Genomic DNA, 18,617 nt, shown 5'->3' with positions numbered 1-18,617 from the left:
GGCGCTGTAGCATGATACAAGAGATTGTGACATTCTAAGAAGGCAAGCATCCGAGGAGGATCCGTCATGTGCAATTTGTTTGCGCACCAACCTCAACGCAATTACGAAACGCAGACCCGTTCGCTGCGGATTGGAGGTCACTGCACATCGATCCGTCTCGAGCTCGCATTTTGGGATACTTTGGAAGAGATAGCGGCAGGGGAGAACGTTAGCCTTGCCAAATTTCTTACCACGCTCCAGGACGAGGTCCTCGAACATTACGGCGAGGTGAAAAATTTCACCTCGCTATTGCGATGCTGCTGTCTCGTCTATCGCTCCAGCGATGATGGCCCGAAAAAAAAGGAATCAGATACCCCTATGTCAGTTTTGCGGAGTAGCCGACCGGAGCCCCTGCCATCCACGTTGGAGCGCAACCAGCAAGAAGACGCAGCTCTGTCACTTTCCGAGTGACAGAGTTGGTCGTCCGCAAATCGCGTCTAGATTTCGTTTTTCTGCATCGCGGTAGCCATGTAGTCCGCTTGTCGGATCGCCAGGGAAACGATTGTCAGCGTGGGATTGCAGGCCGCGCCCGAGGTGAACTGACTACCATCGGAGATGAACAAGTTCTTGATGTCGTGACTCTGGCCGAACTTGTTCACCACGCCGTCCCTCGATTTCTCGCTCATTCGGTTGGTGCCGAGATTGTGCGTGCTCGGATAAGGGGGCGTCGGATAGGTCACGGTGGCGCCGACGGCCTCATAAACGGCCGCCCCCTGCTTGTAGGCATGGGTGCGCATCGCAACGTCGTTCGGATGATCGTCGAAATGCACGCTCGCGACCGGCATGCCGAACTTGTCCTTGACCTTCGGGTCGAGCGTGATCCGGTTGGTCTCCTGCGGCATGTCCTCGCCGACGAGCCACATGCCGGCCATCCGCGGATAGCCCTCCATCGCCGAAGTGAAGGAGCGGCCCCAGGCGCCCGGATTGAGAAATGCGGCCATGAAAGGCAAGCCGATCGACAACGTTTCCATCTCGTAGCCGCCCACGAAGCCGCGCTTCGGATCGTTCCTGGCCTCATCGCGGACGATGCCGGCCATAGTGGTGCCGCGATACATGTGCACCGACTTCTCGAACACGGCGTAGACGCTGCCAGTCATGTGCCGCATGTAGTTGCGGCCAACCTGGCCGGATGAATTTCCGAGCCCGTCCGGGAACTTATTGGAGGCGCTGTTGAGCAACAGCCGCGGGCTCTCGATCGAATTGCCGGCGACCGCTATCACGCGGGCCTTCTGGCGCTGCATCGTACCGGACTCGTCGGCATAGACCACCCCGGTGACCTTGCCGGAAGCGTCATGCTCGATCTTGATCACCATGCTGCCCGGGCGCACTTCGAGATTGCCGGTGGCCTCGCCCTTCGGGATCTCGGTGTAGAGCGTCGACCACTTCGCGCCGGATTTGCAGCCCTGGAAGCAGAAGCCGATCTGCTGGCAGGAGCCGCGGCCGTCGCGCGGCTCGCTGTTGATCGCCATCCGCCCGGTGTGGACTTCCTTATAGCCAAGCTTCTTGGCGCCGGCCTCCAGCACCTTGAAATTGTTGTTGCCGGGCAGTCCCGGAATTCCGTTGGTCCGCGTCACGCCCATCTTGTCCTCGGCTTTGGCGTAATAAGGCTCCATCTCAGCGAGCGTGATCGGCCAGTCTAGGAGATTCGCGCCGGGAATATTGCCGTAGGCCGACTTGATCTTGAACTCGTGCTCGTCGAAGCGCAGCGACGCGCCGGCCCAATGAGTGGTCGAGCCACCGACCGCTTTTACGATCCAGGCCGGCAGGTTCGGGAAATCCTTGGCCACGCGCCAGCTTCCCGACGTTGTGCGCATGTCCGACCAGGCGAGCTGCCCGAAGCTCTCCCACTCGTCGTTGACGAAGTCCTGGTTCTCGACACGCGGACCAGCTTCGAGGATGACGACCTTCACGCCCTTTTGCGCGAGCTCGTTGCCGAGTGTTCCGCCGCCTGCGCCGGAGCCGACGATGACGACCACGCCGCTGTCATTGAGATCGAATTTTGCCATTGTTGTTCCTCCGAGACCGTTCGCTGCCTAGACCTTCGGGAGCCAGTCGATGTCGGCGAAGCCGCGCTTGATGTAGCCGCCATGCTCGGCCGAGGAGCCCTCATAACCGAATTTCGGCCACACCTCTTTCTGGTTGTAGAGCGAGACGACGAGGTCGCCGCGGATCTTCTGGAAGAATGCGGTCTGCTCGATCTGCTGGAGCAGCGCGACCCGGTCGTTCTCCCATTGCACCTGCGCGTAGGGGACCTTGTGATGGTCGTTGGCCGCCTTGTCGAGCTGGGTGACGCCATCTGAGATCAACGACTTGACCGCGGGATCCTTGGCCGCCTTGCCGTCCCACGGCTTGACCGCGGTTATGTAATAGCTGTCGCCGAGGAAATCGTGCGGATAGATGTCGCGCGCCATCTTCACCAGCGTCTTCAGCGTCGTCGGCGTCAGCGTGGTGGCATCATCGGCCCAGGCGTCGCTGACGCTGAGACCCGTACTGGTTGCTATCGCAACCGCCGGTGCCGTTGCAGCCGCCCCCTTCAGGAAGACACGGCGATCATATTTGCTGCGACGATCGACTTCTCTCATCAGTTTCCTCCGTGGAATGCTCTTTTTGATTGCAGTTAACCGAAGCGCCCGCCCCGCTGGATCACTTCGATCTTGTAGCCATCTGGATCGGCGACGAGGAAAAACCGCGCCAGCGTCAAGCCATCATGCTTAAAGTCGCGCAGGGGTCCCGGTGATAGAGTCTCGCGTTCGAAACGCTTGTGTTCCGCATCGACGTCTTCGACGACAACCGCAAGATGGCCGTAGCCGTCGCCTAGCGCGTAAGGCGCTTTTCGATCGAAATTAATGGTCAGCTCGACCTCGAACGGTGAAGACGGGTGACGCAAATAGATGAGCGCGAAGTCCGAAAACTTCAGGTGATCCGCGACCTCGAGCCCAAAAGCACGCTTGTAAAAGTCCAGCGATCTCGCTTCGTCAAGCACGCGGATCATCGAGTGAACCGGTTTGGCCATTCAGTTGAGCTCCTTCAGATAGGCGATGATCGCAGCGCGGGTTGCCGGTTTGGCTTGCCGATAGGCCATCACCGCCCCCGGGATCACCGCCTGTGGGTTGGTCAGCCAAGCGTCGAGCCTCGCGTCATCCCAGACGAAGTCTGCTTTGGCGAAACCATCCGAGTAATGAAACCCATCCGCCTTGCCAGCGGTACGGCCGATGATCTTGTAAAGTGATGGCCCTTGTCGGACCGGGTCCGAGAGGTTCGTGGTATGGCAGGTGGCGCATTGTTGTTTGAACAGTGATGCGCCGTCGTAAGGAGCGGCTGGCATCGGCATCTGGGCGCTGGCTATTGGCGCGCCAAGCAATGCACTGCAAACGCCGGCTGCCATTACTCTTATCGAGCTGAACTTGACCATCGATCCTCCGTGACGATTGCGGACTTTAGAGGACGCCAATTCACACTTGGTAGTAACGGGTTGTTTCATTTCGAATGAACGACATGCACTGCACTGCACCGCAGCCGTTGTCCCTTTTGGAAAGCTGGCTGCGCTGCGAGGTAAGTCAACTGGCACAGAAAATGCTGAGGCTCGATCGCCAATGGAGACCCGAAGGTCGCCGATAAGACGGAGGAGATCATGAAAGCCCAAGTATTGAGAGCCTACGACGAGAAACTTTCCAACGACCGGTGGGTCAGCGAAGAAAAAGTGCCTGATCCGAAGTTGACGAAATCGACGGACGTCATCGTTCGCATCGGTGGTGCGGGCGTGTGCCGAACTGACCTTCATATCATCGAAGGCGTGTGGAAGCCGCACATGGATCCGACCGGTGACAAACTGCTCCCCCTCATCATGGGACACGAAAATGCAGGCTGGATCGAAGAGGTTGGCAAGGAAGTCGAGGGACTGAAGAAAGGTGACCCGGTCATTGTTCACCCGAAGATCAGTGGCGGCACGTGTCTCGCCTGTCGTCGTGGCTTCGACATGCACGGTCCCGGCACATTTCCGGGTCTCGATTGCAGCGGCGGCTACGCGGAATTCCTTTGCACCTCGGAACGCAATATCGTGCCGTTGCCGCGGACGCTTGCGCCGAAGGATGTAGCGCCCTACGCGGATGCAGGTCTTACGGCCTATCGCGCAGTCAAGAAAGCCACGCGTCACCTTCTGCCAGGCGAATTCTGCGTCGTTATCGGAGCAGGTGGGTTGGGCCACATCGGAGTCCAGTGTCTCAAGGCAATGTGTGCGGCTGACGTTATTGTGGTCGACAAGTCCGAGACATCGCTGAAATTGGCCGAAAAGTCAGGCGCCGATCATCTGGTGAAAGCTGACGGCAACGAAGTGGCGGCAGTGCTGGCTCTGACTGCCGGAAACGGCGCGGAAGCGGTGATCGATTTCGTCGGCGAGAAGGGCACGACATCCAAGGGGTTGGGGATGACCCGCCCGATGGGCAGCTATTACGTTGTTGGCTATGGTGAGGATATCCGAGTGCCGACCGTCGACATGGTGATTACCGAGAAAAATATCATCGGAAATCTGGTCGGCACGTGGGCTGAGCTAACTGAGATGATGGCGCTTGCGGAGCGAGGCTTGGTTGAACTGGCGACCGCCGAGTATCGCCTCACGGATGCCAACAAGGCGTTGCACGATCTCAACGCCGGCAAAATTCATGGACGCGCTGTTTTAATTCCTTGATTCAGGACCACGTAATCCATCGCGAGCAGGCACTGCTCGCGATGGATTTGGCGTCCGCCCCTCATTTCGCCGGTGCGGGTTCCCCACCTTAACGAAGAGGCATTTAGATGGCCTCTGGGCTTCTCGAACGCAGCGCGAAGCGGCTGTACAATCAGATCTGTCCAAGTATCCCCGCAGGCTGCTCATATTGCGGCGCAAACGCTCGCGAACGAATAGCCATACGGGTCCCTGAGATTCTCATTTTGCGTCGTTGTCGCAATTTGCATCGCGGGCGGTCTCAGGTCGCGCAATGTCGTCGTTCAGCGCTGTTCTGTCTGCTCAGAATACGATCCGAAAGAAGCCCCCGGACGCTCTGGCACGATCGTTGCACACCTCATGTGCAGGTACTCGCCGGCGAAGCACACCGATACGGCCGAGAACGAGCCGCTTCGCCCTTAGGCGCAATGAGAGGCAAACTCTTGCGCGCCCGGCGTCCGTATCCGCCGCGCGACATGGCACGCCACCACCATCGCCGACGCCGCACCTCACGTGTGGGCGCGGTGCCATGTCGAAGCTCGGCGAATTTTTCATGTCAATGCCGACAGGAGGTCAGAATGCGCAAGAGCTCCGGGAAACCTCACCACGGCACAGCGAGTTGCTGCGCCATCTGCGGCGGAAAGTTCGGGCTTATCCGTTACTATTGCTGGCGAACTGCGCTTTGCTCCAGGAAGTGCGTCGACCGGTTCAGAGTGCGCAGGGAGGCCGACCACAAATGGCTGCGCTGGTTGCGAGCCGCTTAGAAGTTCAACGATTACAAGCATTGTAAATGCTTCGCATTGGGAGGCGTCACATGAGGTTCATTCTGGTGAACGGCAGGACGCCCTGTTCAAAAACGTTCTGCATGCTTTGCTGTGAGCCAATTCACGCAAACTATCTGAGAGAGTTCAGTACCGGACTGCCATTTTGCGATCACGAATGTTACGCCCTTTATGCCGGCCGCTGGATCTCGAGCGCAGGGGCAATCAAACCGCTCAGCTGTTTTGGAAGGCCATCGCTAGTTCAGGCGGGCGAGTAGGGAGGCAGCTCGCAACGCGCGGCCCGTCGGCAGTAAGCAAAGCTCGCCACTCTCAAAGTGCAACCGGATAATCACTCTCGGTTGAATGAGCGTCGAACCATCGAGCCCGGCTGCAGAGCGCTTACCGCGCCACATGCCTGTGTGGCATCGACGAACAAAGCAATTTCAGCATTTGGACGATTGATCAATATTGCGACGCAAACGTTGCGGTGCAAAACAGGTGCCGGTGCGTCGCTGAAATTCTCAATTTGCAATTTGAGTCGCAAATTGCATCTCAGTTAGTCGCAAGCGAAGAGTTGCGACCCCGCCGCTTCGCTCATTTCCGCGCTCACCCAATCAGAAATCACTTGGCAGGGCCCCCGGACGCTCTGGCACGCCCATTGCAAAGCTCTTTAGCACAACAACGCCGACTGCTCCATCTGGGGCGAGCCGCGAAAAGAACGAGGGAAGGGGATGCTTAGCTGAGGGCGCGCCTTAAGCGGGATGACACATTGCGATCTGACGGCCGCTGGCTCCGAAGATCGCTCCTGATCATCCCTCGAGTGCTTCACAGTCATCCCAAGACCCTTGCCGATATCGAACGTCCGGCCGTGCGAACGGCCGCGAGGTGGCCCGTAACGCACGGGTAAGCGCTGCCCGGTCCGTCGAGGTCCCGGGCGGGCGGAATATCGAAGTGGTTTCTGACCCGATTAGGAGGATAGACTAGATGTCTGGAACGCTAACACTCAACAAGATCACCGCCCAGCGCGGCATTTCCGTCGGCGAGGCTGCAAAGAAGATTGCAGATCTCGGATGGAATCCATCCTACGTGCAGGAAGCGATGACCTTCCCCACGGACTACAAGATCACGAAGGCGCCGAAGGATCCGATGAAGCAGGTCCTCCGCTCCTATTTCCCGATGCAGGAGGAAAAGGACAACCGTGTCTACGGCGCGCTCGACGCGGCACTGCGCGGCGACATGTTCCGCAATGTCGAGCCGCGTTGGGTCGAGTGGATGAAGCTCTTCCTGGCGATCATCCCGTTCCCGGAAATTTCCGCTGCGCGCTCTATGGCCATGGTCGGGCGACTCGCTCCCGGTGAAGATCTCCGCACCGGCTTCACCATGCAGATGGTCGACGAGTTCCGTCACTCGACGATCCAGATGAATCTCAAGAAGTGGTACATGGAGAACTACATCGACCCGGCCGGCTTCGACATTACGGAGGAGGCGTTCGGAAAGTGCTACGCCACCACAATCGGCCGTCAATTCGGTGAAGGCTTCATCACGGGTGACGCGATCACGTCGGCGAATGTCTACCTGACCGTAGTCGCCGAGACGGCGTTCACTAACACGCTGTTCGTCGCCATGCCGTCGGAAGCGGCCCGCAACGGCGACTACGCGCTGCCCACCGTCTTCCTTTCGGTTCAGTCGGACGAGAGCCGCCACATCGGCAATGGTCACTCGATGCTGATGTCGATGTTGAAGGAGCCCGAGAACCACCTACTGCTTGAGCGCGACATGCGGTATGCCTTCTGGCAGAACCACGCCATCGTCGACGCGGCAATCGGAACCTTCATCGAGTACGGCACCACCAACCGCGACAAGAACAAAGAGTCCTACGCGGAGATGTGGCATCGCTGGATCTTCGAGGACTATTACCGCACCTATATGCTGCCGCTCGAGAAGTACGGCATCAAGATCCATCACGATGACGTTCAAACCGCCTGGAAGCGGCTGACCGAGAAGCACTACGTCCACAAGATCGCGCAGTTCTTCGCGGTCGGTTGGTCGGCGAACTTCTGGCGCATCGAAGCCCAGACCGACAAGGACTTCGAGTGGTTCGAGCACAAGTATCCGGGCTGGTATGCCCAGTTCGGCGAGTTCTGGAAGTGGCACGAGAAGCTGTCGCATCGCGGCCAGACCAATATCCTGTTCAACGGTGATGTCGGCTACGTCTATCCGCATCGCTGCTGGTCAAGCCTCGTGCCCTGCGTCATCCGCGAGGATATCGTCACCGGCGAGATCGATGGCAAGCTGCATACGTTTGCCCATGAGCTCGATCGCTGGACGGCTGTCGAAGCCTTCTCTGGAGAATATCAGGGGCGTCCGACCCCGGCGATGGGGCGGTTCAGCGGCCGACGCGAGTGGGAAAGTGTTTATCACAATGTTGATCTCGCAGACGCCATCAAGGATCTCGGCTTCGTTCGCACGGACGGCAAGACCCTGGTCGCCCAGCCGCACCTTCGCTTCGACGAGAAGGAAATGTGGACGCTCGATGATGTCCGCGGCCACATCCTCAAGAGCCCGCTGATCACTCTGCGGGAGATGAGCCCGGCCGATCGCGAAAAGCATCTCGCCGACTATCGCAATGGATTCACCATCAATCCCTGCAACTAAGCGATATGGGAAGGAGCAGGCCTCGGCCGGCTCCTTCCCGATCGATCCCCTGAAGATCTGCAAGCCTTGGTTTGAGGAGGCCCCTATGGGCGCGCCCACTAATGTCGTTCGCCTGCAACCGGTAGGCATAGAATTCGAGGTCGAGGAGAACGAAACCGTTCTCGACGCCGCGTTCCGCCAGGGCATCGCCCTGCCGCATGGTTGCAAGGAGGGACAGTGCTCGGCCTGCAAATGCGTCCTGACCGGCGGCGACGTTGAGCTGAAGAAATACTCGACGTTTGCGCTGAACGAGATGGAGCGCGGCCAGGATTACATTCTGCTGTGCCGGACGTTGGCTTATTCGGATCTCGAGGTGGAGCTCCTCAACTACGACGAGGAGGTGCTATCGAAGTCGATCCCGGTCAAGGAGTTCGCGGGCACGGTCACGAGCGTGTCCGCGCTGACCCCGGACATTCGGCGGCTCGAAATCTCGCTGGACCAACCTCTGAAGTTCTGGGCGGGTCAATATGTCGACATCACGCTCTCGGGGGCAGAGACGATTACGCGCTCGTTTTCCATGGCAAATTCGCCGAGCGAAAGCCAAAAGCTCGCATTCATCATCAAAAAATACCCCAACGGACGCTTCTCCTCCCGGCTCGACGGCGACCTCGCCGTCGGAACCAGCGTCGGGATCAAGGGACCTTACGGCACCTGCTTTCGGCGAGAAAACAAAAACGGAGCCATGATCCTGGTCGGCGGCGGATCGGGAATGTCGCCACTGTGGTCGATCCTGCACGATCACATCAGCTCCGGGGAGGTACGTCCCGTGTACTTCTTCTACGGGGCTCGGACGCAGAATGATCTTTTCTATCTCGATCGTTTCAAGGAAATCTCCGAGCAGCATCCGGAGTTCACGTTCGTCCCGGTGCTCTCCCATGCGGCTGATGACACCGTCTGGTCCGGAGAGAAGGGCTTCGTGCACGAGGCGGTCGGAGCGCACCTGCGTAACGCCGGATATGGCGAAGACGTCGACGTCTATGCCTGCGGACCATCGCCGATGATCGAGGCACTAACGCCGGTGTTGCAGATGAACGATGTCGAGTCCGACCGCATCTACTTCGACAAGTTCACACCAGCCAACAATTGAGACTTTTGGAGTGCCTAACGCGCAAACGTAGAGCCCAATAGTGGGAGGAGGAAGACGACCATGACTGCCGTTCAAAGTGTTTTGACGAAATCCGGTGCAGCCGGATCCGCAGTATTTCCGGATTCGGACAGCCGTAAATATCGGTATTTCGAGCCGCGCAGCAAGCGAGCGACGCACTACGAAGACGTGACTGTCGACGTACAGCCCGATCCGGAGCGCTACCTGTTGCAGGACTGGATCATCTCCTTCCCCAACGGAAAGGGCGCCTACACCAAGGACAACACTGAGGCGCTGAGCTCGAACTGGCACGCGTTCCGTGCTCCCGACCAGGAGTGGGAGCGAACCCATTACCAGCGCCAGTCCAAGATCGAGGCGATGGTTCAGGCGGTGATCGCCAACGGTCGCAAGTCCGGCGCGCCGAGGTCTTTCGACAAAGCCTGGATCAAGGTGCTGCAAAGTCACCTTGGCGCCTGGAAGCATGTGGAGTTCGGGCTTGGTACGTCGCTGATGCAGGCCCAGCGCTACGGCTATACCCAGATGATCAACAACGCGACGCTGACAAACTCGTCCTACAAGCTTCGCCTGGCTCAGGACATCACGCTCTATCTCGCTGAGATCGGAATGGACATTCCGGGCTTCGATGATGCGGCTGGCAAGCGCGCCTGGCTCGAAGACAAGGGGTGGCAAGGCACCCGCGAAGCGATCGAATCGATCATGGGGTCGGCGGACTATCTCGAGCAGTACTTTGCGACCAACATCGTGTTCGAACCGCTCGTCGGCGAACTGTTTCGTAGCGGCTTTCTGATGCAGGTCGCCTCGTCGAACGGCGACTTCATCACGCCGCCGGTGATTTCTGCGGCCGAAGCCGACTATGAGCGCAATCTCGCGAACACGATCGACCTGATGCACCTCCTCGTGACTGACAACCAGCACGCCGCCCACAACAAGAAGCTGTTCCAGGGCTGGGTCAACAAGCATGTCGCGCTCGCCAACAAGGCGGCCGCAGGCCTGCAGCCGATCTGGTCGCAGCCTCATTCGAAGCCGGTGCAGTATGCCGACACCCGCGCCCAGTCGGTCGAGCGCATCAAGAAGATTCTCGGCGAACTCGGCCTCACCCTTCCCAAGGAGTAAATTGCAATGTCCGTTGCTTCCAGATCTGCGACCAACCAGAACATCTTCCAGAAGATGGGAGACCTTCGTTTCGAGCAAACGATCTCCCATCAGTGCGGCGTCACCATGAACGACAGCGTTGAGGCGCGCGCCATCGCCGAGTTCATGGGAAAGAAGCCGAATGTGACCGTCACCTATCAGCCGGCCCTCATCCGCATCGACGGAGAAGGCAAGCTGATCTTCAAGATGGACGAAATCAGCGAGATTCTCGGGAAGGAAATGACGGCCGAGATCTTCGAAGTGAATACTTCGACCCATTACGGCCGAATGGTGCGCATCGACGACAATACGGTAACGCTGTTCGGCAATATGGACGAGGTTTTTGAATACATCGAGTGAGCTTCAATACCTCCCTGACTAGGTGGGGCCGCATCCCATGCGGCTGCGGCCCCATCACTTCTCGCAGCTGTCTCGCGCGGCTTACGGCGCATGGATTGAATTGAAGAGTGCTAACCAAGAACTCCTGGAGACCATCATGTTCATAACTCCCACCGGCGAGGAAGTCTTCGTCATCGACGGTCACACCCATTTCTGGGACGGAAGCCCGGCGAACCAGCTCAACATTCACGGCAAGCAGTTCATTGATTGCTTCTACGCCTACCACACGTCGCTCAGTCCGAAGGACAAGCTCTGGCCCAAGGAGCAGTTCGAGAAATACAGCGCCGACCAGATGTATCACGATCTGTTTGTCGATGGCCCGGATGACATGGCCATCGTGCAGTCGACCTACCTGACGGAATTCTACAAGAATGGGTTCAACACCATCGACCGCAACGCGGAGATGGCGAAGAAGTACAAGGATCGCTTCATCGTCAACGGCGCGTTCGACCCGCGCGATGGGGAGCGGGCGCTCGAGTACATTCAGTACATGAAGGAGACGTTCGGTATTAAGGGCGTGAAGCTCTATACGGCTGAGTGGAAGGGTGAATCGCGCGGGTGGAAGCTCACGGATCCTAACGCCTATCGTTGCTTCGAACTCTGCCAGAAGCTTGGCATCAAGAACATCCACGTCCACAAGGGGCCGACCATCATTCCGCTGGACAAGGATGCCTTCGATGTGCACGACGTCGATCATGCGGCGACCGATTTTCAGGGACTGAATTTCATTATCGAGCATTGTGGCCTGCCGCGTCTGGACGACTTCTGTTGGATCGCGGTGCAGGAGACGAATGTCTATGGCGGGCTCGCGGTGGCGCTGCCGTTCATCCACGGGCGTCCGCGCTATTTCGCCGAAGTGATCAGCGAGCTGCTGTTCTGGGTCGGCGAAGACAAGATCCTTTTCGGCAGCGATTACGCGATTTGGACGCCGCGCTGGCTGGTCGAGAAGTTCTGGAATTTCGAGCTGCCGGAAGATCTGAAGCAGGAGCACGGCATCGACCTCACTCCCCAGGCGAAGAGGAAAATTCTGGGTCTCAATGCCGCGCGCCTCTATGGTGTCGACGTCGAGGCGCAGAAGGCGAAGCTTGCGAAGAGCGCTCTCTCGGCCGCAGCGGAGTGACGAGGATGGACGAAGTCCTTCCACATTGTGACGACAAGACCAGCGAAGTGTGGGCACGCCTTTCGCTGGTCACGGATCCCGAGCTCGACGAGTCCGTAACCGAGCTCGGGTTTGTTGAGCGCGTCACGGTCGATAATGATGGCGGGGTCGATATCGTCTTTCGTTTGCCGACCTACTGGTGTTCGGCAAACTTCGCATTCCTCATGGCCGATGACATGCGCCGGGCGGTGTCGATGCTGCCGTGGGTTCGCGAGGCGCGACCGCAGCTTCGGGATCATATGGTCGCTGAGGAGATAAACCGTGGCGTCAGTGAGGGCAAATCATTCGCCGAAGCACTCAAGGATTTTGCACCTGGAGGCTCACTTGACGATTTGCGCGAGAAGTTCCGTCGCAAGGCGTTCGAGCGGCGCCAAGAAGTCATGATACTCGCCTTGCGCGGGGTGGGCTATGAGGATCCAGCGATCTGTCGGATGAATCTGAGCACCTTTGACGAGGTCGAGTTCGGTTCGGAGATAGTTGCACGCCAAAAGGCGCGCTATCGAGAGCTTCTGGTTGAACGACGCCTTGCCTGTCTCCCCGACGACTGCGCCTTTGTCACCTACGAAGGGCAGCCCGTCAGTCGCCACGAACTGGCCGCATATCTACAGCGTTTGCGCGGAGTGCGCATCAATATGGAGTTCAATAGCTCATTGTGCCGAGGCCTTCTTGCTGTCCGCAATCGCGAGCTCGATGGAGACAGTGCGGGATCGGCACCTTCCTCGTGTGAAGGCTGCGGCACTGGCTGTGCCGTGCGACCTACTGCGCTACGTGTAACTACGGAGAAACTCACCGTTGCACCGGCGTGACGGGGGCTCATCATAGCATCTACGAGTGCCAACAAACAGAGCGGACAGCAAGTCCGCCCGACCTGAACCAAGAGACGACCACGTGGGAGTGAAACGCAATGCCAAAAGTTCTGCTGCATAACATAGAAGCGCGCCGTGCTCTTGCGCGTGGAGTCCAGAAGCTGGCCGCTGCGGTCGAATCGACCCTGGGTCCCAAGGGCATGAACGCGATGGTCGACAGGCCGATCGGCACGCCCATCGTGTCTCGCGATGGTGTTACCATCGCCTCCGAAATCGAACTGCCCGATCGCTTCGAGAACATGGGCGCGCAGGTGGTGCGCGAGGTCTCAATGCAGACCAATGAGGTCGCCGGCGACGGTACGACGACGGCGATGGTGCTCGCGAATGGTCTCATTCAAGGAGGCGTTGCGGCCCTCGAGCGAGGAGCCAAGGCCGTGGATCTCTGCAAGGGTATTGACCGTGCCGTCGAGGTTGTTGTCGAGAGCCTGAAGAGCGCGGCAATTCCTGTATCGGATCGCAAGACGCTGCAGGCGGTAGCAACGATTGCGTCGACCGACTCCCATTTGGGCGGTCTAATCGCGGAGGCGGTAGAGCGCGTCGGCAAGGACGGCATCATCAGTTCTGATTACGGGCTGACGACGAGCACGACGCTTGAGGTCGTCGAAGGCATGTCATTCGACCGCGGTTACATTTCCCACCATATGGTGACGGATGTCGAGAAGATGGAAGTGGTGCTGGATCAGCCCTACATTCTCCTGACCGACCTGAAAATCAAAACGCCGAGCGAGTTGGCAGCGGTGCGTGCGACGGTAGCCGGGACCGGACGACCCCTCGTCATCGTCGCTGAAGAGATCGCACCTGAAGTCGTCGTTACGCTGCTTGGCGATGGCAACCGCGGCAAGGTCCTGGTGGTCAATCCGCCCGATTACGGCCACTGGCGCAAGGCGATGATGGACGATCTCGCTATCATAACCGGGGGACGGGTCATCGCCCGCGAGCTCGGCGGCAAGCTGGAAGAGGTGAGCCTTTCCGATCTCGGCACCGCGCGGCAGGTGCGGGCCAGTGCGCGCGAAACGGTGATCATCCGGGGCGGTGGCGACGATGCGGCGATCGCGGCGCGGCGCCAGCAGGTGGCGAAGCAGCACGATCTGGCCCCGCCGAATATTGAGCAGGACAAGCTCAAGGAGCGGCTGGCGAAGCTGTCAGGCGGAACCGCTGTCATTTTTGCCGGCGGTGTGACGCCGGTCGAGCAAAGGCGTACGATTCAGTTGATCGACGATGCGCTGAGTGCGGCCCGCGCCGCGGCCGAAGAGGGTATCGTGCCTGGTGGCGGCACAGCATTGGCGCAGTGCGCGCCGGTGGTGGCGCGCACCCTCGGCAATATCAATGGCGATCTGGGTGAGGGCATCAAGCTGGTGCGCGAAACCCTGTCGCGTCCTGCTGCTTTCATTGCCCGAAATGCGGGGCATGACGCCGAGAAGATTGTGGCCGACCTTCAGAATTCGCGGGCGGGTGTCGGGTTCGACGCCGCGAACGGCGTGTTCATCGACATGGTTTCGGCGGGCATCGTCGACCCCGTTAGGGTGACGTATACCGCTCTTCGAAACGCCGCTTCCGTCGCCACGCTCGTGCTGACGACCAACACGCTGGTTGCCGATGTGCCGGAATACAGCGATCCGACACAGGGGCCGGCACTGGGCGGCGGGGCAGAGAAGCTTGGCCGCGCGTGAGGCATCTGTACGCGGTTCGCGTTCCGCCGCGTCGCCTTAGGCTCCGGCGGTCGGCATATCGTGGCCAAATACTTGACCGTATCGCATTACGAGCGCGTCGCGACAAGCGGACGGGCGCCTCGATATCGAAGTCATCACTAGGAGGGGAAGTTATGCATAAGTACGTTGCGGAATTCATTGGTACGTTCGCGCTAGTGTTCTTTGGCTGCGCGACCGTGATCTTCATGCGGGCCGAGGTCGGGTTGCTGGGCGTGGCATTCGCATTCGGTCTGTCTGTGGTCGCGATGGCCTATTCGATCGGGCATATTTCGGGAGCTCACCTTAATCCGGCCGTCAGCCTCGGCATGCTCGTCGCCGGCCGGATGTCGTCGCGGGATTTTTCCGGCTACGTCGTTGCGCAGTTCATCGGGGCAATCGCGGCTGCAGCGGTGCTGTACCTCATCGCTGAAGGCAAGGTCGGAGGCTACGACGTCGCGGCGAACGGTTTTGCCCAGAATGGCTGGGGGCAGTATGGCATGCTCTCCGCGTTCGTGTTTGAAGCGGCGGCAACCTTTCTGTTTCTGACGGTCATCCTTGGTGCAACGCAAAATGGAGCGGCGTCGGCCTATGCGGGCTTGGTGATCGGTCTCACATTGGTAGCGATCCATCTCGCCGGGATCGCAGTGTCGGGCTCGTCGGTCAATCCGGCGCGCTCGCTTGGTCCCGCATTGTTTGCTGGTTCCGATGCACTATCACAGGTGTGGCTCTACTTTGTGGCACCGTGCTTCGGAGCCGCAATTTCCGGTTACGTCTTCAAGGTCGGAGTGACGCGCCAGATGGTGGCGACGGCGTGACCTTCGCGGCTGATTGGACTGTGACAACGATCTAGAACGGGCTACAATCTTGGGAGCTCCGGCATGACCCGAAGGAGGCGATACAACAAGCCTCCAGGGTCATCCGACTAGCCGGGCAGGAGGAAATTGGGACATGGCCTACATCATCTCCAAGCGCGACGGTCCGCACCGCGAAGAGTTGGCGGCGAAGGACTTCCTTCAGAAGAACCGCACGAAGATCAACTCGCTCGCCAATCATCTGACGCTCGGGCGCTGGCAGGAGTTGCGCAATCCGACGCCTCCTTCGCAGCCCCAGCCCTCGGGCAAGCTCTGGTCTACGCCGCCGGCGCGCCCAAAAGAGGCCGAGCCCTATGTGCGGATCAGCTATAACGGCCGCGTCGTGATTGCCGATCTTGCTTCGGGGCGGCAACTCCATTTTGTCGGCGAACTGCAGGGCAACGGCCAATCGCGACACTTCGTTCTGGCGACCCGCGAGAATGGGATATTCGAGCCGCTGGATGATGAATTGTACAAGGTCCTGGTCGACCTGGAAGGAGTGAGCGTGCCCGACGAGACGTCGGAAGCGCAACTGGAGCAGATCATCTCAGGCCGTCTCGGCCTGGACGCGATCGCCAGAAGCGTCGAATAGTCTCCATAAGCTGGACCTACGAGGATATTGATCTCGATCGGGTGCGGCTCATGTCGGTTCTGTCGATCAAGCTGCTGCTTGCAATGTAGGTGTGGTGCTCCAATGCTGACGGAAACGTTGATGGCTAAGCCGCCGTTTTCCCTGGAAGGCTACAAAATTCCGGACGCCGCGGAAGAGCAGGGGCGGCCGTACGATGAACGAGAAGCAAATAGAGCGTGGGAAAACTTCCTGACGTTCGGAGATGCAAAGCGCGAGAACTCTCTGGTGCGAGGCGTCATCGAGGAATCATGGCAGCGCAGCATCAAGTCGGGGGTCAATGCACGTTCCAGGGGCAGCAGCCTCATCGCTTCGCCCGACGATCTCTATGAGCTGCGTTTGAAGAATGATGATCTACTTGGCTCTAGCGCTCGGACGTTCCGCCGCGTTGCGGAAGTACTTGGCGATGCGGCCACAATGTTGGTCATCACCGACAGGAACGGCGTCGTGCTTGATGTAGGGGGCGATCAGCGGACGATTGACGCTGGGCACGATATTCGCCTCGAAGTCGGCGCCGCCTGGGGTGAGACGGTGACCGGCACCAACGGCATTGGCACAGCGCTCGTCACAGGAAAGCCGGTTCATGTCCACGCTGCGGAGCATTTTTCGGAGGGCATCAAGGCCTGGACCTGCGTCGGTAGCCCAATTCGTAGCCCGATTGACGGCAGCATCATAGGCATCATTGATTTTTCCGGACCCCAAGCGATCTTTCATCGACACAATGTCGCATTGGCGGTGATCGCCGCTAACCACATTGAGCTCGCACTCTCGGAAAAGATCCGGCTCGAAAGAATACTACTTCTCGAGGCAAGCATTTCTCGAATGCCAGGGATGGGCAGCGCTGACGGCGTGGTGATCCTGGATCGCTTTGGTCGGGTCGTCCATCACAATGACATGGCGTCGGCTCGCTGGCGAGGGATCGCGCAGTCTCGTGAGTTGAGCATCGGGTCCCAGATTCTCCCGAGCAGCGAAGGTCTGCTGGGCAAAGACCTGGCCGAGGGGTTGCCCGAGGAGCTGCGCGAACAACGGATCGAGCCACTAGTTGTTGACGGGGTCGTGAAGGGCGCAATGCTCGTTCTTGCTTCGAAGCCGCGGACAAAGCCTGCTGCATCCGAGATGTCGCCGACAGCCCGCACAGCCTTGATATCGGCCAAGGACGCAATCGTCGGATGTAGCGAGGCACTGCTTGACGTCGTGCAGAAAGTTGAGCGGGCGGCGCTCGGCAGGACGGCGATCCTGCTTGAGGGTGAAACTGGAGTCGGCAAAGAACTCTTTGCTAGTCTCATTCACGCGGCTGGCCAAAAGACGGGCAAGGAGCCCTTCATTGCGTTCAATTGCGGTGCGGTCTCCAAGGAGCTTCTGGGCGGGGAATTGTTCGGCCATGCTCCCGGCGCCTTTACCGGTGCGACTCGCGAGGGAAAGGCCGGACGCTTTGAGTTCGCCAACGGCGGGGTGCTCAGTCTCGATGAAATTGGCGAAATGCCACTGGATCTTCAGCCCTATTTGCTCCGTGTGCTGGAGGAGCGGGCGGTTTACCGGCTTGGCGACAGCAAGCCGCGTCCCGTCGACGTCCGACTTGTCGCATCGACGAATCGGAACTTGAAGCAGGAAGTGGCGGAAGGACGTTTCAGAAAAGACCTGTATTTCCGGATCGGCGTCGTCAAATTCACCATCCCGCCTCTCCGCGAGCGTCTCGGCGATATCGAGATCCTGATCGACCATTTCAACCGCAAATTTGCGACGACCTATAACACCCAAGTGCTGCGCTTCGAGGCAGACACGATGGACTTGCTGCGGCGCTACAGCTGGCCGGGGAATGTCCGCGAACTTCGCAATCTGGTTGAGAACCTCGTGCTGATGACGCTGACTGGCGTTGTTACTCTCAGGGACTTGCCGGAGGATTTCCTTGAATCAACTCCTGCCGAGCCTAAGTCAGGCCTCCCACAAACGGTGCATCGCGCAACGGAGTCCGAAGCCGAAGAGATCGCCCGGTTCGACGATATGGAGCGCCGTGCCATCGAGAGGGCGGTTGCAAATGCTGGCGGCAATATTGCGGCCGCCGCTGAAAAGCTGGGGCTTTCGCGCGCCACGCTGTATCGCAAATTGCACCAATACCGGTCCCGGACCTAAGGATGGGGGTGGGCATGGCGGCTGTCTGGCATGAACAGAAGGGTGAGGGAGAGCCGCTCGCGGCAGCGACCCTGGCGTCTCAGATCCTTGCGCGCGCGGACCGAGACGTCACCTTCGTGGTGCACCTGATCGGCGAAAGCCAAAACCTGCTGGTGCGGCATTTCATTTTGTTTATCGAGGCCGAACTCGCAAAGCGAGGCACGAGTTACGGCATCCATCCACTATTGCGGCCGTTCATCGAAACGCATGCACGCGAGCTGTCGGATTTCGTCCTGCAAGGCATTGGCTTACGGCATCAGTTCGGCCTCCAGACGATCGAGACGATGGCCGGCGATCCGGCGCGGTTACTGAGGGTCGATCTGTGGGACTCGCTGCAATCTCACATCAATGACGCGCAGGAACACTTCGTATCTGGTGCCGGAGGCCTGCAGCGGATCTTGGCCCAAATCGAGTCGGGCGCATGAGTG

17 protein-coding genes are annotated in these 18,617 nt (G+C 59.1%); 13 read left to right on the top strand and 4 right to left on the bottom strand.

Annotated elements, in window-relative coordinates:
* Positions 1-66: 66 nt before the first annotated feature.
* Positions 67-450, top strand: coding sequence for a ribbon-helix-helix domain-containing protein (locus QA640_RS46805; protein ID WP_283043277.1), 384 nt, complete (start codon positions 67-69; stop codon positions 448-450).
* Positions 451-476: 26 nt separating this feature from the next.
* Here QA640_RS46805 and QA640_RS46800 read toward each other — a convergent pair whose 3' ends face one another.
* The 4 genes from QA640_RS46800 to QA640_RS46785 are packed head-to-tail and all read right to left on the bottom strand — an operon-like array spanning position 477 to position 3,451.
* Positions 477-2,045, bottom strand: a complete 1,569-nt coding sequence (locus tag QA640_RS46800) for a GMC family oxidoreductase (protein WP_283043276.1) — start codon at positions 2,043-2,045, stop codon at positions 477-479.
* A gap of 27 nt (positions 2,046-2,072) precedes the next feature.
* Positions 2,073-2,621, bottom strand: a complete 549-nt coding sequence (locus QA640_RS46795; protein ID WP_283043275.1) for a gluconate 2-dehydrogenase subunit 3 family protein — start codon at positions 2,619-2,621, stop codon at positions 2,073-2,075.
* A 35-nt stretch (positions 2,622-2,656) separates the two neighbouring features.
* Positions 2,657-3,052, bottom strand: coding sequence for a VOC family protein (locus QA640_RS46790; protein WP_283043274.1), 396 nt, complete (start codon positions 3,050-3,052; stop codon positions 2,657-2,659).
* Positions 3,053-3,451, bottom strand: a complete 399-nt coding sequence (locus QA640_RS46785; RefSeq protein WP_283043273.1) for a c-type cytochrome — start codon at positions 3,449-3,451, stop codon at positions 3,053-3,055.
* A gap of 219 nt (positions 3,452-3,670) precedes the next feature.
* Here QA640_RS46785 and QA640_RS46780 point away from each other — a divergent pair, with 219 nt between their 5' ends.
* From QA640_RS46780 to QA640_RS46725, 12 genes are all read left to right on the top strand, one after another.
* Positions 3,671-4,723: an NAD(P)-dependent alcohol dehydrogenase gene (locus QA640_RS46780; protein WP_283043272.1), complete on the top strand. Its 1,053-nt coding sequence runs from the start codon at positions 3,671-3,673 to the stop codon at positions 4,721-4,723.
* A 1,760-nt stretch (positions 4,724-6,483) separates the two neighbouring features.
* Positions 6,484-8,154 (top strand): aromatic/alkene/methane monooxygenase hydroxylase/oxygenase subunit alpha, encoded by a 1,671-nt coding sequence (locus QA640_RS46775; protein ID WP_283043271.1) that lies wholly within the window; start codon positions 6,484-6,486, stop codon positions 8,152-8,154.
* 85 nt (positions 8,155-8,239) lie between these two features.
* Positions 8,240-9,280, top strand: a complete 1,041-nt coding sequence (locus tag QA640_RS46770) for a 2Fe-2S iron-sulfur cluster-binding protein (protein WP_283043270.1) — start codon at positions 8,240-8,242, stop codon at positions 9,278-9,280.
* A gap of 60 nt (positions 9,281-9,340) precedes the next feature.
* The gene (locus tag QA640_RS46765; RefSeq protein ID WP_283043269.1) at positions 9,341-10,411 is read left to right on the top strand and encodes an aromatic/alkene monooxygenase hydroxylase subunit beta; all 1,071 of its coding nucleotides are present in this window, start codon (positions 9,341-9,343) and stop codon (positions 10,409-10,411) included.
* Between the two features lie 6 nt (positions 10,412-10,417).
* Entirely contained in the window at positions 10,418-10,789 is a 372-nt protein-coding gene (locus QA640_RS46760; protein ID WP_027550986.1) for an MmoB/DmpM family protein, read from the top strand.
* Positions 10,790-10,925: 136 nt separating this feature from the next.
* Positions 10,926-11,948: an amidohydrolase family protein gene (locus QA640_RS46755; RefSeq protein ID WP_283043268.1), complete on the top strand. Its 1,023-nt coding sequence runs from the start codon at positions 10,926-10,928 to the stop codon at positions 11,946-11,948.
* Between the two features lie 5 nt (positions 11,949-11,953).
* Positions 11,954-12,793, top strand: coding sequence for an iron-sulfur cluster assembly protein (locus tag QA640_RS46750; protein ID WP_283043267.1), 840 nt, complete (start codon positions 11,954-11,956; stop codon positions 12,791-12,793).
* A gap of 98 nt (positions 12,794-12,891) precedes the next feature.
* Positions 12,892-14,523: a molecular chaperone GroEL gene (locus tag QA640_RS46745; RefSeq protein ID WP_283043266.1), complete on the top strand. Its 1,632-nt coding sequence runs from the start codon at positions 12,892-12,894 to the stop codon at positions 14,521-14,523.
* 152 nt (positions 14,524-14,675) lie between these two features.
* Positions 14,676-15,356, top strand: coding sequence for an MIP family channel protein (locus QA640_RS46740; protein ID WP_283043265.1), 681 nt, complete (start codon positions 14,676-14,678; stop codon positions 15,354-15,356).
* 133 nt (positions 15,357-15,489) lie between these two features.
* Positions 15,490-15,984, top strand: a complete 495-nt coding sequence (locus QA640_RS46735; RefSeq protein WP_283043264.1) for a hypothetical protein — start codon at positions 15,490-15,492, stop codon at positions 15,982-15,984.
* A gap of 120 nt (positions 15,985-16,104) precedes the next feature.
* Positions 16,105-18,150 carry a sigma 54-interacting transcriptional regulator gene (locus tag QA640_RS46730; protein ID WP_283043263.1) on the top strand — a complete coding sequence of 682 codons (2,046 nt, stop codon included), beginning with the start codon at positions 16,105-16,107 and terminating at the stop codon, positions 18,148-18,150.
* A 14-nt stretch (positions 18,151-18,164) separates the two neighbouring features.
* A complete protein-coding gene (locus QA640_RS46725; protein WP_283043262.1) occupies positions 18,165-18,614 on the top strand; it encodes a hypothetical protein in 450 nt (149 codons plus the stop codon).
* The last annotated feature ends 3 nt before the right edge of the window (positions 18,615-18,617 follow it).

The sequence above is a fragment of the Bradyrhizobium sp. CB82 genome (assembly GCF_029714405.1).
Classification (GTDB): domain Bacteria; phylum Pseudomonadota; class Alphaproteobacteria; order Rhizobiales; family Xanthobacteraceae; genus Bradyrhizobium.
This window is presented reverse-complemented; position numbering and strand designations above follow the sequence as displayed.

What these genes read in the sequence shown, in the direction of transcription:
- QA640_RS46730 (WP_283043263.1), top strand. Translation starts at nt 16,105, where the DNA reads ATGGCTAAGCCGCCGTTTTCCCTGGAAGGCTACAAAATTCCGGACGCC.
- QA640_RS46725 (WP_283043262.1), top strand. Translation starts at nt 18,165, where the DNA reads ATGGCGGCTGTCTGGCATGAACAGAAGGGTGAGGGAGAGCCGCTCGCG.
- QA640_RS46780 (WP_283043272.1), top strand. Translation starts at nt 3,671, where the DNA reads ATGAAAGCCCAAGTATTGAGAGCCTACGACGAGAAACTTTCCAACGAC.
- QA640_RS46750 (WP_283043267.1), top strand. Translation starts at nt 11,954, where the DNA reads ATGGACGAAGTCCTTCCACATTGTGACGACAAGACCAGCGAAGTGTGG.
- QA640_RS46795 (WP_283043275.1), bottom strand. Translation starts at nt 2,621, where the DNA reads ATGAGAGAAGTCGATCGTCGCAGCAAATATGATCGCCGTGTCTTCCTG.
- QA640_RS46765 (WP_283043269.1), top strand. Translation starts at nt 9,341, where the DNA reads ATGACTGCCGTTCAAAGTGTTTTGACGAAATCCGGTGCAGCCGGATCC.
- QA640_RS46775 (WP_283043271.1), top strand. Translation starts at nt 6,484, where the DNA reads ATGTCTGGAACGCTAACACTCAACAAGATCACCGCCCAGCGCGGCATT.
- QA640_RS46755 (WP_283043268.1), top strand. Translation starts at nt 10,926, where the DNA reads ATGTTCATAACTCCCACCGGCGAGGAAGTCTTCGTCATCGACGGTCAC.
- QA640_RS46770 (WP_283043270.1), top strand. Translation starts at nt 8,240, where the DNA reads ATGGGCGCGCCCACTAATGTCGTTCGCCTGCAACCGGTAGGCATAGAA.
- QA640_RS46735 (WP_283043264.1), top strand. Translation starts at nt 15,490, where the DNA reads ATGGCCTACATCATCTCCAAGCGCGACGGTCCGCACCGCGAAGAGTTG.
- QA640_RS46740 (WP_283043265.1), top strand. Translation starts at nt 14,676, where the DNA reads ATGCATAAGTACGTTGCGGAATTCATTGGTACGTTCGCGCTAGTGTTC.
- QA640_RS46805 (WP_283043277.1), top strand. Translation starts at nt 67, where the DNA reads ATGTGCAATTTGTTTGCGCACCAACCTCAACGCAATTACGAAACGCAG.
- QA640_RS46760 (WP_027550986.1), top strand. Translation starts at nt 10,418, where the DNA reads ATGTCCGTTGCTTCCAGATCTGCGACCAACCAGAACATCTTCCAGAAG.
- QA640_RS46790 (WP_283043274.1), bottom strand. Translation starts at nt 3,052, where the DNA reads ATGGCCAAACCGGTTCACTCGATGATCCGCGTGCTTGACGAAGCGAGA.
- QA640_RS46800 (WP_283043276.1), bottom strand. Translation starts at nt 2,045, where the DNA reads ATGGCAAAATTCGATCTCAATGACAGCGGCGTGGTCGTCATCGTCGGC.
- QA640_RS46785 (WP_283043273.1), bottom strand. Translation starts at nt 3,451, where the DNA reads ATGGTCAAGTTCAGCTCGATAAGAGTAATGGCAGCCGGCGTTTGCAGT.
- QA640_RS46745 (WP_283043266.1), top strand. Translation starts at nt 12,892, where the DNA reads ATGCCAAAAGTTCTGCTGCATAACATAGAAGCGCGCCGTGCTCTTGCG.